Below are 15,642 nucleotides of genomic sequence, written 5' to 3'. Positions count from 1 at the left end.
AACCAAGTCCAATTATTCAAAGGTCTTCCCATGAACATGCGCGTTCTCATTGGTCTTATCACCGCCTTTATCGGCTTGTTTGCGATGGTTTATCTTATTGCTGGTGGTACTCAGTTTCCTATTTCTCAGTGGCCGCAAGAGGCTTATCTCGGTTTGGTGTTCAGCGTCGTGTGGGGCACAGGCGTAGCGGCATCGGTGGCATACTTCTTCTCAGCATTGGTGTTTGTGACTATTGCCGTGGTTTGTTATGCGATTGGTTATAAAATCGGTGGACTCTTTTCTTCAAGTTCTAAAGCTTAATCTCATTAAGGTGTGCTGATGTTCATTGAAGTGGGGCAGATTTGAATGCACTGGCTCGATCGTTGGAAGGTGTATCGCTATCATCGGAAACAGACTAACCGCTCGAATGGCGACAAGGCTAAAGCTTTAGGTTGGACTAGCGAAGAGAGCCAATTGTGTCGCTTTGAAGTGATCGCTCGTGCGGCTGACTTTAATAAGAAGAGCGTTTTAGATTTGGGCTGTGGTTATGGCGAGTTGTTTGAATTGCTCGACTGCATCTACCGCATTCAATCTTACACCGGTGTTGACCAACACGCAGGCTTTCTAAAGAAGGCGAAGCAAAACTACACAGAAGATCGTTGTCGGTTTTTGTCTGGTGATATGAGCAAAATGAACCTTGAGGCCCACGATATTGTTATCGCTAGTGGTTCACTGAATTATACCTCTCGTGATTCCGACTACCTGACAAACATGATTACTCGCATGTATGAATTGGCGAATCAGACGGTGATTTTTAATCTTCTCAACTCAAGCCAATATCCTTCACGTAATACCTTGATGAGTTATCACCCTCAGGGCGTATATCGCTTCTGTAAATCACTTTGTGAGGATGTCTCTTTAGTAGAAGGCTACGCAGAAGGGGATTTTACGATAGTGATGAACAAAGTCTGCCCCTAAGTTCAAACCTAAACCAGAGCGAAATGACGGTGTGGTAAGAATTAAAAAAGCCGCAGGCCTCGAAAGGTATGCGGCTTTTAGGGTTCTAAGACCAACCTAGGTATCGCTGCTAGTTCTTCTTCGGTTGGTTTTTAATGAGTCCGTAAGGGACATTAGTAAACACCTTAGGGTTGCCTTCATAAGTCGGCGCTTCATTTACTTGCTGCCAATCGAGTAGCATGATGGCTAACACGTTGCGGTGCTCACCATACTCCAGGTCAAAATCGCCAGTAATTGAAGGGATCATGCCCTGTTTCTCATCGATTGAAGCTTGAATCGCGAGTCGAGTTTTCTCTACTACTGGATCATCTTCTAAACCTGCCAATAAGAAGGTTAATCCAACCTCGGCAATCACATCCTCTTTCGCTCGAAGCAGAATCGTATCGATATTTTCTCTGAAGTAATCGTAGATCCATTGATGATCTTGTTCGCTTACTTGATGCTGATAGTATTCGGAATCGCCAAAGATCACGTGTGTCATACCATAGATCTTGTTGCCAAATTGCTGGCTCGAAAGCTTTTTGTCTTTGTCGTCTGGATATGCTTTCTTGAAGGTAGCGACGAACTCATCAACGACATCCTGCTCACCCAGTTGGCGCAACCAGTAAACCTGATTCGCTAATTGAGCGGCCCACGCTTTCACCATGTCTTCATTGGTCACGTATCGTGAGAAGTCATAGCGACGAATGATTTCGCGTAGCTTGGCATCGTTCTTGTGTTCTAAACCGTATTCGTTAGCACGAGCCATAGAGCCTAGAAGGTCAACACCAAGGTAAAGGTATTCAGGCATGTGCTTGGTGATGTTGTAGCGTCGAATACTGCGCTCATCGTTATCACCAATATAAGATGCAACTCGCTTCTCTGAGTAGAGTACGATTTGTTCCATGGTTTGAACGTCATTCGACAGGGTGCTGAGCTTGCTTGCCACTCGAGCCATGTCGCTCCACACCGCCGCTGAATACTTATCGTCTAATGTTTGACGATACATGCGCAGCCCGTAGTGACCTTCTTTGAATGCAGGCAGGGTGTAAAGCTGGCTTTCGTAGGTGGTGCGAATTAGGTCTGCAGATTGCTTGAAAGATTGTTCTTGAGAATTGAGCGAATCTGCTTGGGATTGAACGTTCACTGCGGTTGGCGCTTGAACGTTTTCTTGTGCGTGAACGGCAACCGAGGCTGATAGCAATGTACACAGTGTGATAGTTTTTAACTTCATGTCGTGAGGTACCAAGCTGATTATTAGTCTATGTAAAATAACATTGATGAATCCTTCAATGTAAGCGTTGAGTCAATACAATGTAAGCTTTATAAGGTTCACTAACCCTTTTTGATTAAACCATTCGTTTAGTAAAGAAGTTTGAAGTGATGGATCACTCAATATTTGATAGATAGTCGACGTCAGTATGGATTTTTAATGACTTAGCGGCATACTGGGGCAATAAGCCAGAAATGAGCCGTTATAAGGCAGTATATAGAACAATAGTGTTAGAGGTTCGTAAATGCCAAGTGGTTCTAGCAAGCAGTGGTCTGCCAGAGTAGTATCTTTTCTTTTTTTTCTTGCGATAGTAAGCGCAATTGAGTTCTTTCATGCCAAGCAATTAACTTTTCTTAAAAACGAATCGTATTCAGAGGCAAAAAAGCAACTATCCATTATTCGTTCTCGGATTGAAGCCGCGATCGTGTCAGATATGTATATCCTCAATAATTTCTCGACCTTAGTGACCATCAACCCCGATGGAGAGGTAAAAAATTGGGATAAGATTGCAGAGAATATCATTCAAGATGGCTTCCATATTCGACTTATCGGACTCGCCAAAGACGACATTCTAAATTTTGTTTACCCTCTGGAAGGTAATGAGCAGGTTCTAGGTATTAATTATCGCGATCACCCAAACCAATGGGAGTCTGTAGAGATAGCTCGTAATCTTGGCAATACGTTTATTGCGGGTCCCTTTGAGCTGTTTCAAGGAGGGCAAGCCCTTATTACACGTACTCCGATCTTCCGAGATCCGCCTTTCAATCAAGATTACTGGGGTGTATCTAGCGCTGCTATTGGCTTAGACGAGCTGTTTGAAGATGTCGGAATCGGGAAGATCGAGAACAAGTATCAACTTGCGATACGTGGTAAAAACAGTTCAGGTAAAGATGGCGCTGTCTTTTATGGTACTCAGGATGTGTTCGATAATGCGTTTGCCACCGAACAGGTAAGTTTCCCATATGGTGGTTGGTACCTTGCTCTTTCTGGTAACGAATATGTATTGATGGATGAACCTTGGTACCGAATCCAAGCGGTAAGGCTAGTGGGTTATTCCATAATGCTAGTGCTGGCGTTTGCCTTCTTTACGATTTATCGCCTGTACCGCATTGCAGATAGCCGCTCAATGCATGATGAGCTAACGATGTTACCGAATCGTCGATACTTTATGTATAGCCTCAAGCAGGCCTTTAAAACTACTCAAAAACAGCGAGCGAGAACGTTTGCCGTTGTAAATATCGACCTCGATGGGTTTAAAGCGATCAATGACACTTATGGCCATGCAGCTGGCGATCAGGTATTGATCGAGTGTGCAAACCGAATTAGGAGTGAACTACGAGTTTCAGATATCGTCGCAAGGATAGGCGGTGATGAGTTCTTAGTTTTATTGCCACGCATCATTGATGATCAACACGTATCGTCGATCGTGACTAAACTACGAAAGGCGATGTGCGCGGCACCAGTTGTTTACGAGGCGCACTCTATTTATCTTCGAATTAGTGTTGGTTGGGTTATTCATAATAACAACTACAATGATGTCGATGCGCTCTTGAAAGCGGCTGATGAAAAAATGTACGAACAGAAGCGTCAAGTTATCTAGGTTGAATTTGAGCTGCGATTAGAATTTAGTTGCTGAATGTGGGGAAAAGCCTCAGAATACCGCGCTTTGCTCCGTATCAATGTATTTGATGAGCAAAAGCTGAAGCAACGCATTTTTTAACGTGTTGCTCATACTAAATGTTATTCAACTGAGAAAATAATCTATGAGTTTTACCTCCCTTGGCCTTTCTGAACCGATCCTTAAAGCTATTGAAGCACAAGGTTACGATAAGCCATCACCAATACAAGAGAAAGCCGTGCCAGCTGTCCTAACGGGCAAAGATGTGATGGCCGCTGCTCAAACAGGTACAGGTAAAACTGCAGGCTTCACGCTACCTATTCTTGAAATGTTGTCAAAAGGCCCTCGCGTACGTCAGAACCAAGTACGTGCGCTGGTGTTAACGCCAACTCGTGAGCTTGCTGCGCAAGTAAATGGCAGCGTAGTGAAGTACGGTATTAACTTACCGCTTACCTCTACGGTTGTGTTTGGTGGTGTGAAGATTAACCCTCAGATGCAAAAACTGCGTAAAGGTAGTGATGTGTTGGTGGCGACACCGGGTCGTCTACTTGACCTATATAACCAAAATGCCGTGCGTTTTGACCAACTAGAAATCCTAGTGCTAGATGAAGCTGACCGCATGCTAGACATGGGCTTCATCCGTGACATCCGTAAGATCTTGGCTTTCTTACCTAAGAAGCGTCAGAACCTACTGTTCTCAGCGACGTTCTCTGATGATATTCGCAGCTTAGCGAAAGGCTTAGTTAACAATCCTGTTGAGATTTCAGTAAGCCCTGCTAACTCGACGGCAAAAACCGTTGAGCAAAGCATCTACCCAGTAGACAAAAAGAAAAAGAGCGCAATGCTAGCGAAGCTAATCAAAGATAACGATTGGCGACAAGTGTTGGTGTTCAGCAAGACGAAACACGGCGCGAATAAGCTTGCTCGCTTCCTTGAAGAACAAGACATCACTGCTGCACCTATTCATGGTAACAAGAGCCAAGGTGCACGTACTAAAGCCTTAGAGAACTTTAAAACGGGTAAGGTACGAGTACTTGTTGCAACTGATATCGCTGCTCGTGGTATTGATATCCCACAACTGCCCCAAGTAGTTAACTTCGATCTTCCACATGTATCAGAAGACTATGTACACCGTATCGGTCGTACTGGCCGCGCTGGTGAAGTAGGTAAAGCGATTTCACTGGTTTGTGCTGATGAAGTGGGCGAGTTGTTCGGTATTGAACGTCTTATTCAACAAGTACTAGAGCGTCGTGAGCTTGAAGGCTTCTCGCCAGTAAACAAGCTACCAGAATCTCGTTTAGATACACGTCCAATCAAGCCTAAGAAGCCGAAAAAAGCAAAACAGCCACGTGAGCATGCTGATGGTCAACGCTCTGGTGATAACGCTCGTGGACATAAACCTGCAGGTAAGAACAAGCGCCATGTAGCGGGTAATGGATCTGCGCCAAAGCGTAAGCCAACGTCTGGAAAGAAGCCGACTGAAAACAATTCAGCCGCGACTGGTGAAGATAAATCAGTAAGAAACAATGGCAGTAACTTTAAACGCGGTAATGCGGGCAATAAACCTGCTGCAAATAACGCAGGTTCTCAGAACACTCTGAGCAAGCCAAGCGGTGCGGGTAAAACTACCGGTACAGGTAAGCCAAACAACGCAGGTAAGCCTAAGAAGTCTGGTTACGGTGGTAGCTACGGTCCGAGCAAGTCGTCAAATAAGCCGACAGGCAACAAACCGTCACCGTCTAGAAGCCGCTCTAAGCCAGCTCCTCAGAAGTAGAGTCTCTTAGATAGATCATAAAGGTCCAATAACGAGAGTGCTTTTTAGGAGAGTTCTCGTTGATTCGGGACTTTCTGCTATCTAACTCAAATAAGCGCGAATATTGAATTTCAATGTTCGCGTTTTTTTATGGGCGTTGATTTGTAACTCAGGAGAGGTTTATTGCTGTTTAAAGTGATTGAACCTAAGGGAAGTACGGCATTTTGGGAAAGGGAAATGAATCTTTAAGGATTTATTAATAACAACATAATCACTAGCGTTTTTGTTGGATTTTGCAATTTGCAATTTCAGTTTGCAAAACAAATAAGCATTTACGAACAATACGTGTCCAGATGCGTAGTAAATACGTGTTTTAAAAGTTGGCACGCATACTGCATTAGTAATGGTGACCCTTCTTAAGCCGAGGGTCACCTAGCCAACTGACGTTGTTAGTGAACCTTTTTTGTTCACACAAAATATATGACCAATCACCCTTATTGTGATTGGTTTTTTTTTGCCTGAATTTTAGGTTCTATTTTTTGTTATTACTTCTTTACTCACCACACTTCGAATAACAGCTTGGTTGGCGAGGGCATTCTCCACCTCTGGAGCAGATAAGCCTTGCCTCTGTCTCTATCCCACGTTCAATCCAATTTATATTTAGAATCTTGGCTATTGTCGTGAGATCTTTCTTGATGTTGCGCGGGATTGCCACAGAGCCACCGTTGTTAACACATGATGCTTTTAGCTGCTCTGCTATGTCTCTTGAATTACCGCCTTGAGCATCAATCGCAGGGTTGAGATCTATACCAGCACACAACACACGATTGTTACCCGCGGGATCCGTCATATTGATGGATTCACAGCAGTAGATTCTTGGCTCGTCTCCCACATTTAAAATGGAGATTTGAGCCGAGCTTCCCGCTCGAGGCTCCGATAATCGACGGAACACAGCCCAATGTTGACATGGATCAGCGACCGTTCTCATATTTCCCCAAGGCAGTGGAATCCCGTTCCCGCGGTATACCGCCTTGAGCTTCCCAGGCCCGTAAGCATCAAAGTAATGCCAGTGAGGGTAGGGCGATACTACTGTCATTCGGCGCATTGCAACAGAGGGGGAAACCCCTGCTCTTTTGTGAACGTCGATTTCGTAACCAGTGCGGTCGAGTAACTGTCTAAATGGGACTTTCGGACACAGCAGTGCTCCGGCAAAGAAGCTAGATTCGAAGTCACGCCATGCTTGAAGAATGTCTTGAGAGTTCAGCTGAGAAGAGCCTGAAACTTGGTTGTCGTCCCATGTATTGTTGTTACCTACCGACAACACACTTTTTAGCCCCTCTTTGCTGTGCAGAATGCAATGGCCGATATAAACCGAGAGGTCGTATTTTAGACGAGTTGGGTATTCCTTGAGAATTTCGTTTAAGAAGATAGTACCGGGAGGCTCAAAAAATGAAGTAACCAGTTGCTTGGCATTAATTCCTAGCTCGTCGACTACGTCTTGAGGTGTCCGTGTAACCCAGCGGATGTTGATTCCTAGGCTTCTAGCGATGTCTATGAGGTCTTCTACGCTGAGGTTAAGACGTTTTAGACCAACTTCTTCTGCAGCTCGCTCAAGGTCAGGGAAGTGGTTCTGGTTGCTCTCTTGGTGTGCCCGAATCAATAGATGCGCAAATTGGCGACCGGAGATTCCCGTTTGCGAAAGCATCTCAGGAATCGCGATTTGAAGAATGTCGTTGGAAAAAAGGAAGCTCGGTTCGAGTGCCATGCCACTTATTCCACCCCGATTTCCTTTATCAGGTGCAATGGCTTGTTGTTCCGATTCATCGTCGAGGAACCACGTTGGGTTTTTCTGAAAGACCTGGGCAATCACTTCTAGCATATCGATGCTTGGGACCCGCTTTCCACGCTCAATCATTGAAAGGTAAGAAACGGAAGGTGCGTATTCTGGGTTGATCCTAATACAGCGCGCAGACAGCTCTTCCATCGTTAAATGGTTACGTTTTCGAAGGTTACGTATTTTCGTACCTAGGAAATGTGACTGACGAACTAAACTTTTTGACAAGGCCATATTTGTAAAATTCACATTGTAAAATTTTTGTTGTGAAATTGTATGTAAAAAAGCGCTAATCTACAAACTAAGCAATTCACAAAATGACAAATAAATTAAACGTTAGTTTGGAATAATTGCTCTAGGACACATTTTCGCTGTAGAAATCGGTGAGTTTCACCGGACTGGTCAAGAGGGAAAGACTATGAATATGCTGACATTCGATAAAACAGAAATCCAAAAACAATCAAAGCCATTTATCGCTGAAGCTGTCTTTGCCGTGGAGACAATCAGTGCCAACCAGCAAACTGAGAAGCAAGTTAAAGCAAAACAGCTGCTTGATCGACTATTCCCACTAGAGAATGGCTCACACCAAGACGTAACCAGCTATGTAGTCGATTACCGTCATATCATGGCTTACTTTAAAGATGGCCAGCATAGTGGCCTAAAGCACCCTAAACAGTTTGTAGCGTACATGGGGGAGAAGAATGACCCAGACTCAATCTTATTCCGAGATGGCAGTGGCAGCCACTTAGAGGTGATGTTTGGTTGCCATAAAGGGACGGGTTGCATCGAGTTGGTGGAGATTGATGATATTCAGTTAGAATCATGCACCACATTCGGCCAATCACCAATGGAAGCTACGACTACAATGCGCGAAGAGACTATCGCAGCTATGCGCCACTGGATCAGCTTGATTCAAGGTGATTCAAAAGGTAAACCAAAGGCATGTAGCGAAGATAAAGAGTTCAGAGCAAAGAGTGGCGAAGATTACTGCTTGAATTACTGCTATCAGCTTTAGTGTCACAAAGTAGGTTCAGCTCGCTGTAGAGTTTTAACCCTGTAAGTAATAAGTCAATACTTATAGCTGAACAAAAGCCGCCAAGATTAACGTACTAGTTAGTCCTGGGGGCTTTTTGTTGTTCTTTTTAAACGTATGTCGATGAATGCTTCACTGCCTTTAGTTAAGTCGTGTCAGTGATAAAGCTAAAGAGGCATGACTCGATTGCGACCAAGTGATTTTGCTTCGTAAAGCAGTTTATCTGCACGTTCGATCAACGATTGTGCTGATTCGCCGGGTTCAAGTTCAGCAACCCCAAACGATGCGGTGATGCTGCCGACTTGTTCACCACTGCGGCGATCTTTAATTGACAGCTTTTCAAGAGATCGACGATTGGTATCTGCGAGCTGACGGGCAATACGCAAAGACTTGTTTGGCACTATGAGTGCGAACTCCTCACCGCCAAATCGATAAGCAGAGATACCTTCTCGGCAACTTAGCTTCAGCTTACGAGCAATTCCTTTAAGAACCATATCGCCAAACAAGTGGCCATAGGTGTCGTTGAAGTTTTTAAAATGGTCGATATCGAGAAGAATCAAACACAAAGATTGCTGCGCTTCGCACAAGGTTTCCATATCTCGATCGAAAGAGCGTCGGTTATAGAGTGTCGTAGTGCTATCAAAGAGTGCATCTTTCTGAACTTCTACCAGTTGGCTTTTAAGCTTGGTGATTTCTGACGTTGCAGAGTTTAGCTGAGAGTTTAAAAACTGAGTGGAGTGACGAATGTGACGTGATTCAGAAACCAGTTGACGAACCAAAGACATAACTTCATCGATCGATAAACTTTCATTATCAACACGAGCTAAATCTTCAAAGCTTTTATCGATCATGTCAGAAAATGCAGAGGTGTCGGTCAGGGTGTCGTTCATCGAATTCGAAACTTCAGAAACTAACAGTTCCAAATTAGCGCGAAGGTCATTGATATTTGTTTCGGATTTGCTCGCAACATAATTGTTATATAGCTGCTCACCAACGGCTGGAGGGCAAATACCGTAGTGTTCTAAAACACCGTCCATGTCTTGAGTCAGCTGTGGGATAGCGTTATCGACATAGGTGTACCAAAGTGCGTAATTTGCAGGTGTAGTAGACACCCTGTTTTTCATCATAAGAGGCACCGCTTTTTTTAGATTTGCGGTGGATTTCTGAAATTCGTCTTTGTTCATTATTTTTACTGCAGATACCAAAATAACTAAAGCCACTTGTCGACAAGGTTAGCGGATTTCGCAGGTATTTGCTTTAAAAATTATATGATTAATGGATGAGGATTGGATAAATAACTCATTTTTATTATGAATATCGATTGCGTATTCATATGTAAGATCTAATGGGTTGTTCTTTAAACATATTTTTGGTTATTCACTTTGTATCAGCGATGTAAATATCAACACTAAAGCTTAGCAATGATTTCAGAAAATGACGCTCTAAATTGATGAGTAAAAGTGTAGTTGTTTGAAATAGGGGGCTAGAGATTGAAGAGTGTGGTAGAGGAAGTTATCAACGGAAAGGGAGTGTCGAAAACTTTTCGACAGATACAAAAAAGCGCCGATAAAAATCAGCGCTTTAAAATTCTTTTTAGCTAAAAGCTAATTATTGAGCAACAACGTTTGCTGCTTGTAGGCCTTTTTGACCGTTTTCAACTTCGAAAGAAACCTTTTGGCCTTCTTTCAGAGTTTTGAAGCCTTCAGAAGCGATTGCACGGAAGTGTACGAATACGTCAGCACCGCCGTTGTCTTGAGAAATGAAACCGAAACCTTTCTCTTCGTTAAACCATTTTACAGTGCCAGTATTTGTGTTAGACATAATTTGTCCCTTATTCATAAATTTTCTAAATTGTTGATTGCATTACTGCAATGCGCTGATAATTGAATTATTTAATATTGCTAAGAAATAAGGAAAAACTACTTACAAAAACGGGTAACGATTTTACATGTCATTTTTTACTATTCATCTAACTTAAATAACTCCGGCTAACAGAGCGAGTGCATGTTAACACAGTCTTTCCTGTTGTACACTCATTGATTGAGAAATCAGCGAGTTTTTTTGTCATGTTGTGCTGGTTAACAAAAACTACCTAAAATAGCTGATGGTTTTATAAAGTTACGCGCCATGACAAACTGAAAAGGAAGCCTAAGCCTCCTTTTCATGATTAGTATAGACGATATTAACGCTTAAAGTTGATATCTTCAGTCTGATCTAAGTTAATTTTTGTTCTAGCTGGTTGAGTCTCTGCAATCACCTTACCGTGACGCACAGAGTACTGCACTGGTACCTGGCGACGTACTGCATCAAAGCCATTGTCAGCAGGAAGAATCAGTAGGCTACCAGGCTTACCTTCTTCAATACCGTAGTTGTCTTGGATGTTCAGCGTGCGAGCGGAGTTATTACTGATCAGATCAAGCGAGTTGTTGATTTGGTCGTAGCCCATCACTTGTGTTACATGCAGCCCCATATGTAGTACCTGAAGCATGTTCGCTGTACCTAGTGGGTACCATGGGTCAAACACATCATCGTGGCCGAAACACACATTGATGTTTGCCGCTAGCATCTCTTTAACTCGTGTCACGCCACGACGTTTTGGATAATCATCAAAGCGACCCTGTAAGTGAATGTTCACTAACGGGTTCGCAACAAAGTTGATACCAGACATCTTCAATAGACGGAATAGGCGAGAGGCATAAGCACCGTTGTATGAACCCATCGCAGTAGTGTGGCTAGCGGTGACCTTTTCGCCCATTTCAAATTTATGAGCAAGGGCTGCAAGTGTCTCAACAAAACGAGATTGCTCGTCGTCGATTTCATCACAGTGAACGTCGATCAAGCAGTTGTATTTACGTGCAAGTTCAAATACATAATGCAGCGATTCAACACCGTATTCGCGAGTGAATTCAAAGTGTGGGATAGCACCGATAACGTCAGCGCCGATCTTCACTGCTTCTTCAAGCAACTCTTTGCCGTTCGGGTATGAAAGAATGCCTTCTTGAGGGAATGCGACGATCTGAATGTTGACCCACTCTTTCATCTCTTCACGAACTTCAACCATCGCTCTTAACGCAACTAACGTTGGATCAGATACGTCAACGTGAGTACGCACGTGTTGAACACCGTTAGCGATCTGCCATTTCAGTGTTTGCTTCGCACGCGATTTTACGTCTTCAATTGATAGCAGTTCTTTACGCTCAGCCCAACGCTCAATACCTTCAAACAAAGTGCCAGAGATATTCCAGTTAGGCTCACCAGCGGTTTGAGTGGTATCTAGGTGAATGTGCGGTTCACAGAACGGTGTAACTGCAATGCCACCTTCAGCATCAAGGATGTCACCTTGATGATTGATTTGTGCGTCATTATCGAGAATGCGAGAAAATTGACCATTTTCAATCAGAATCTGTTTCAAGCCCTCTTGGTCTTGAAGTTTCGCGTTCTTGATTAATAAGGTTGTCATAGTGTGTCCTTAAGCGGCCTGAGATTTCAGAGCTTTTTTGTTCAATAGAGGATTAAGCACGAGGTAACTGATTGCACCACCTAACACTGCGTTCAAAGGAACAACGCCAGGAAGGAAGTGACCAGCGGCTACGCCTGTTGCTACCGCGATAATGCCAGCCCAATTAACGGTTTGGAACTCTGCATTTGCAAAATCTTTGTAACGTTTACGGTTTGCGAAGAAGTCAGCGATGATTACGCCACCCATTGGTGGAATCGCCAACGATAGGAAGGTTAACCAACCTACGAAGTTGTTGTACAACCAAAGCGCGAAAATCGTACCGATGATGCCGTTAATGATAGACATTGTAGTACTTGAGCGACCAGTAATGTTAGATAGACCAAGGCCAGATGCATAAAGTGCGTTTTCATTGGTTGTCCAGATGTTCAAGCCAAGCACGATGATCGCTGGAAGCAGTAGTCCTTGTGCAATCATCACATCTGAAATGTCTGATTGGCCTGTCGCTGCTGCGCCGGCTGCGCCGAAGATAAACATCAGCGAGTTACCGATGAAGAATGCAACCATAGTAATCAATACTGCGCTTGCTGGCTTTTTACCAAAGCGAACAAAATCGGCCGTTAGCGTACCCGCACTAACAAATGAACCTACAACCATTGCTAAGGCCATTGAAAAGTCCATTGGAGTTTCTGGCTCAATCAGTTGTAGCTGTTCTAGTCCGCCAACGCTGTCTACCGCAGTCAACACTGAGTAACCACCTAGAATAGCAATCGCTGGAACAGCAATCGCTGAAAGCACCATTAGCGCTTTAATACCGAAGTACACCGTACCCGTCATCAAAAGACCTGACACAATAATCAAAGTGTTGGTATCAATGCCTGTGGCTTTCTGTACCGGAATTGCGAACATTGCTACACCGACGCCAAACCAACCTACTTGTGTACCACCAAGTAGAGCAGAAGGAAGCCATGAGCCTTTGGTACCGAAAGAGAAACGAGCTAGGAGGTGAGTGGAGAGGCCAGTAGATGAGCCGATGTAGCCAAGAAAAGAAGTGTAAATACCAAGAATTAGGTTACCGATGAGAACGGCGAGGAAGAAATCATTGAATGAGAGGCCTGTCCCGAGTGAACCACCTGTCCACATACTTGCAGAGAAGAAAGTGAGTCCAAGCATTACCATGGTGAGTGAAGCGACTCCTTTCCTAGCCGATGTAGGAACCGGCCCTAGACTGTAGTTATTATCAGCAGCCATTTTTTACCTCCGCAAATGATCAAAATTAAAATTAACGGTCGCCGTATTGCAGGCAAACGTGCGCATTATGGTGATATAAATCACATAGTCAATGCTAATTTTGTCAATAAAGGCGCTTGAGAATTAGTTATCATCTTAAATGTCTTGTAAAACATAGGGTTATTTTCTCCATTTATTTCATGAAAATAAATAGAAAACGTTTTCCATAGCGTGTTGGGTATCTGCTATCGATAGTTGGCTATGAATGTTGATTGTTATGCGATTGAATGGGTGTCTGTATCGAGAGATGGGCGGTTAGCCAAACGGCAGGCAAAAAAATAGCCAATCGCAATAACCGCAATTGGCTTATATATTTTGTGAACAAGAATAAGGTTCACTAACAACGTCAGTTGGCTAGGTGACCCTCGGCTTAAGAAGGGTCGATTTATACATTGCAGGTAGCGTGCCAACTTTTAAAACCTCGAATATAGGCTGTTTAATAGCAATTTGGTGCGTATTTGGGTGTTTTATTCGCGTTTTAGAATTATCCTGTCGCATTATGCAATTGCGATTTGCAATTTAATGATAGTGTTGGGTGATCTAGGTGTTGATGATCTAGTGTCGCGATGAGATGAGATGAGATGAGATGAGATGAGATAAGAAGAAAGGCGAGCACAGCGTGTCTCTGAGTTCTTTGCCTTCTATGGACTCTTCCTACGCCTAAAAATATGGAATTTTGTGCAAGCAACCAAAAAAGCCCGTGCGATTTGAGATCGCACGGGCTTTGTCTTGTTTTGCTTATCAGGCATATTAGATAGAGTAAAAGAAGTACAGCTGAGACTTCATTCTAATGATGATCCCGCGTATTACATCTAGGAACGCCATGAAGCTAATCGGTTTCTCACCACTTACCCACGCTAACCCGACAGAACCAACAGGAATATCGTAGCCTTCTGTTTCATCGATCTTTAAACGTACAAAGTGGTGCTTGTTCTGAAGGTTCCGACCTGTGGTGACACGCACCTGTTCATCGATACCGAGCAAGCTCGCCTGTGCTTCACCCGTCGCCTCAACAATACCTTCTACGGTTGCCGAGAATATCTTGCCAGGGTAAACCGCCGTCGCAAATTCTGCTGGTTGGCCGACCTTAATATTACGAATCGCTTGGTGGTTAACTCGCATTAGCACGTACTTCTCTTCGGTGTACATTTGAATACGAGGCATCATTGAAACGCGCTGACCTTCACGAAGAATAAAGTTCGTTACAAAGCCGTCAGTCGGTGCCGTGACTTTGGTGCTGTTAAGATCCCATTGTGCTTGAGCCAAGGTTGCTTTCGCTGAATCCACTTCTGTTTGTTGTTTGCTAACGTTAGTTTCGGCTTTGTGAATGTCGAGTTTCGCGTTTTCTGCATCGACTTCTTTCTTGCTCAGTTGAGATTCTAACGTAGTCACATTGTGAGTCGCCAAATCTACCTTTGCCGTTTGTTGGTCGATGTCAGTTTCAGTGATTGTGTGTTGTACGACACTGTTTTGCTTCTGGTAACGATCAAGCGTTTTAGATTGCAGTACTAAATCGGTTTTCGCTGACTCTATTTGTGCAATTGAAGCTTTGATGTCTTCTAGCGCTGAGCGATAGCTAACTTTAGCAATGCTCACTTCTTGGCGAGCTGTGTCTAAAGCGACCTCTGCAGACTCAAGTTGAACGCTGGCTTTGTCTCTTGCGATGACATATTTGGTGTCATCAATTTCGTAAATTAGCTGTCCTTCAGTTACATCCTGGTTCGGGTCGATGTGGACTTTGGAAGTTTTTCCCGACACATTAGTTGAATCTGGACGCAGCTGAATATGTGGAGACTGAACCACTGAGCCTCCGGATAGATCCATCGGAGTAAAGTTGAGTAGGCCAACCCATACAAACAGCAACCAAGATGTACCCCCTAGGTACGCAAACGCCTTTGTGCCTTTGTTCCAAGGCATACCAACAAGTCTGAGTAGGTAAATGAACAGTGCCCAAATTGCCAAGCCTTCTAACATGTTTGGCTCTCCTCATCTTGCTTATCGGAAGTTGTTTGCTCCTTGGTTGTTGTCGGTGACTTCCATGTGTCTCTTAGATTGATGATGGCTTTTTCCATATCAACGAAGGCCAAAATTACTGCTAGTACCCATACCCAGTGCCATACGAAACCAATCCATGTTAATGCGGTAATCAAACCGAGCTGATGATGATCTTTACTGTGAGCTTTATTGATTGGTAATTCATGTACACGCCAGAAGCCGTAACATGCAGCAGCGATGGTTGCGACCAACACTACGCCTGCAACTACGTGTAGTGCGGTATCTGCGCCGGTTCCGACAAATGGGACACTAACTAAACTCATTGATATACCCTAGGTTAAATTGAGCACCGAGTGTGATTGATATCAGATTTAGAAGTTGATAATTTACTAATTACTTTAATAATGATGTCAT

General features: G+C 43.8%; 13 protein-coding genes. 5 read left to right on the top strand and 8 right to left on the bottom strand.

The features are described 5' to 3' along the window. Positions 1-30: 30 nt before the first annotated feature. Together ACED45_RS06770 and ACED45_RS06765 are read left to right on the top strand one after the other, a co-directional pair. The gene (locus ACED45_RS06770; RefSeq protein WP_102432667.1) at positions 31-300 is read left to right on the top strand and encodes a hypothetical protein; all 270 of its coding nucleotides are present in this window, start codon (positions 31-33) and stop codon (positions 298-300) included. A 45-nt stretch (positions 301-345) separates the two neighbouring features. Then, a complete protein-coding gene (locus tag ACED45_RS06765) occupies positions 346-957 on the top strand; it encodes a class I SAM-dependent methyltransferase (RefSeq protein ID WP_371713582.1) in 612 nt (203 codons plus the stop codon). Positions 958-1,066: 109 nt separating this feature from the next. On the opposite strand, the gene ACED45_RS06760 is transcribed toward ACED45_RS06765, so the two are convergent. Beyond that, positions 1,067-2,209, bottom strand: a complete 1,143-nt coding sequence (locus tag ACED45_RS06760) for a DUF3541 domain-containing protein (protein ID WP_371713581.1) — start codon at positions 2,207-2,209, stop codon at positions 1,067-1,069. A 283-nt stretch (positions 2,210-2,492) separates the two neighbouring features. On the opposite strand from ACED45_RS06760, the gene ACED45_RS06755 reads away from it, so the two are divergent. Together ACED45_RS06755 and ACED45_RS06750 are read left to right on the top strand one after the other, a co-directional pair. Next, positions 2,493-3,848: a diguanylate cyclase domain-containing protein gene (locus ACED45_RS06755; RefSeq protein WP_371713580.1), complete on the top strand. Its 1,356-nt coding sequence runs from the start codon at positions 2,493-2,495 to the stop codon at positions 3,846-3,848. A gap of 163 nt (positions 3,849-4,011) precedes the next feature. Further along, entirely contained in the window at positions 4,012-5,640 is a 1,629-nt protein-coding gene (locus ACED45_RS06750; protein WP_371713579.1) for a DEAD/DEAH box helicase, read from the top strand. A 532-nt stretch (positions 5,641-6,172) separates the two neighbouring features. On the opposite strand, the gene ACED45_RS06745 is transcribed toward ACED45_RS06750, so the two are convergent. Further along, positions 6,173-7,702, bottom strand: a complete 1,530-nt coding sequence (locus tag ACED45_RS06745) for a DUF3612 domain-containing protein (RefSeq protein WP_371713578.1) — start codon at positions 7,700-7,702, stop codon at positions 6,173-6,175. A gap of 169 nt (positions 7,703-7,871) precedes the next feature. Here ACED45_RS06745 and ACED45_RS06740 point away from each other — a divergent pair, with 169 nt between their 5' ends. Further along, the gene (locus ACED45_RS06740) at positions 7,872-8,468 is read left to right on the top strand and encodes a hypothetical protein (RefSeq protein WP_146492743.1); all 597 of its coding nucleotides are present in this window, start codon (positions 7,872-7,874) and stop codon (positions 8,466-8,468) included. Positions 8,469-8,653: 185 nt separating this feature from the next. On the opposite strand, the gene ACED45_RS06735 is transcribed toward ACED45_RS06740, so the two are convergent. The 6 genes from ACED45_RS06735 to ACED45_RS06710 form a co-directional block, all read right to left on the bottom strand. Further along, the gene (locus tag ACED45_RS06735) at positions 8,654-9,670 is read right to left on the bottom strand and encodes a GGDEF domain-containing protein (RefSeq protein WP_060981653.1); all 1,017 of its coding nucleotides are present in this window, start codon (positions 9,668-9,670) and stop codon (positions 8,654-8,656) included. Positions 9,671-10,094: 424 nt separating this feature from the next. Further along, positions 10,095-10,307 carry a transcription antiterminator/RNA stability regulator CspE gene (gene cspE / locus ACED45_RS06730; RefSeq protein WP_004730009.1) on the bottom strand — a complete coding sequence of 71 codons (213 nt, stop codon included), beginning with the start codon at positions 10,305-10,307 and terminating at the stop codon, positions 10,095-10,097. A 361-nt stretch (positions 10,308-10,668) separates the two neighbouring features. Then, positions 10,669-11,946 (bottom strand): cytosine deaminase, encoded by a 1,278-nt coding sequence (locus tag ACED45_RS06725; RefSeq protein ID WP_371713577.1) that lies wholly within the window; start codon positions 11,944-11,946, stop codon positions 10,669-10,671. 9 nt (positions 11,947-11,955) lie between these two features. After that, positions 11,956-13,194 carry a cytosine permease gene (gene codB / locus ACED45_RS06720; RefSeq protein ID WP_371713576.1) on the bottom strand — a complete coding sequence of 413 codons (1,239 nt, stop codon included), beginning with the start codon at positions 13,192-13,194 and terminating at the stop codon, positions 11,956-11,958. Positions 13,195-13,983: 789 nt separating this feature from the next. Continuing rightward, positions 13,984-15,207, bottom strand: coding sequence for an HlyD family secretion protein (locus ACED45_RS06715; RefSeq protein ID WP_371713575.1), 1,224 nt, complete (start codon positions 15,205-15,207; stop codon positions 13,984-13,986). Further along, positions 15,201-15,551 (bottom strand): MFS transporter, encoded by a 351-nt coding sequence (locus tag ACED45_RS06710; protein WP_371713574.1) that lies wholly within the window; start codon positions 15,549-15,551, stop codon positions 15,201-15,203. The genes ACED45_RS06715 and ACED45_RS06710 overlap by 7 nt, the downstream gene beginning before the upstream one ends. Positions 15,552-15,642: the final 91 nt, after the last annotated feature.

It is taken from the genome of Vibrio crassostreae (assembly GCF_041439375.1).
Lineage (GTDB): Bacteria > Pseudomonadota > Gammaproteobacteria > Enterobacterales > Vibrionaceae > Vibrio > Vibrio crassostreae_D.
The sequence above is the reverse complement of the archived record's forward strand: the minus strand, read 5'-3'. Positions and strand labels throughout refer to the sequence as shown.

Excerpts from the sequence above, each read along its gene's own strand:
- ACED45_RS06755 (WP_371713580.1), top strand. The coding sequence starts at position 2,493 with ATGCCAAGTGGTTCTAGCAAGCAGTGGTCTGCCAGAGTAGTATCTTTT.
- ACED45_RS06750 (WP_371713579.1), top strand. The coding sequence starts at position 4,012 with ATGAGTTTTACCTCCCTTGGCCTTTCTGAACCGATCCTTAAAGCTATT.
- ACED45_RS06770 (WP_102432667.1), top strand. The coding sequence starts at position 31 with ATGAACATGCGCGTTCTCATTGGTCTTATCACCGCCTTTATCGGCTTG.
- ACED45_RS06725 (WP_371713577.1), bottom strand. The coding sequence starts at position 11,946 with ATGACAACCTTATTAATCAAGAACGCGAAACTTCAAGACCAAGAGGGC.
- cspE (WP_004730009.1), bottom strand. The coding sequence starts at position 10,307 with ATGTCTAACACAAATACTGGCACTGTAAAATGGTTTAACGAAGAGAAA.
- ACED45_RS06710 (WP_371713574.1), bottom strand. The coding sequence starts at position 15,551 with ATGAGTTTAGTTAGTGTCCCATTTGTCGGAACCGGCGCAGATACCGCA.
- ACED45_RS06715 (WP_371713575.1), bottom strand. The coding sequence starts at position 15,207 with ATGTTAGAAGGCTTGGCAATTTGGGCACTGTTCATTTACCTACTCAGA.
- codB (WP_371713576.1), bottom strand. The coding sequence starts at position 13,194 with ATGGCTGCTGATAATAACTACAGTCTAGGGCCGGTTCCTACATCGGCT.
- ACED45_RS06765 (WP_371713582.1), top strand. The coding sequence starts at position 346 with ATGCACTGGCTCGATCGTTGGAAGGTGTATCGCTATCATCGGAAACAG.
- ACED45_RS06735 (WP_060981653.1), bottom strand. The coding sequence starts at position 9,670 with ATGAACAAAGACGAATTTCAGAAATCCACCGCAAATCTAAAAAAAGCG.
- ACED45_RS06760 (WP_371713581.1), bottom strand. The coding sequence starts at position 2,209 with ATGAAGTTAAAAACTATCACACTGTGTACATTGCTATCAGCCTCGGTT.
- ACED45_RS06740 (WP_146492743.1), top strand. The coding sequence starts at position 7,872 with ATGAATATGCTGACATTCGATAAAACAGAAATCCAAAAACAATCAAAG.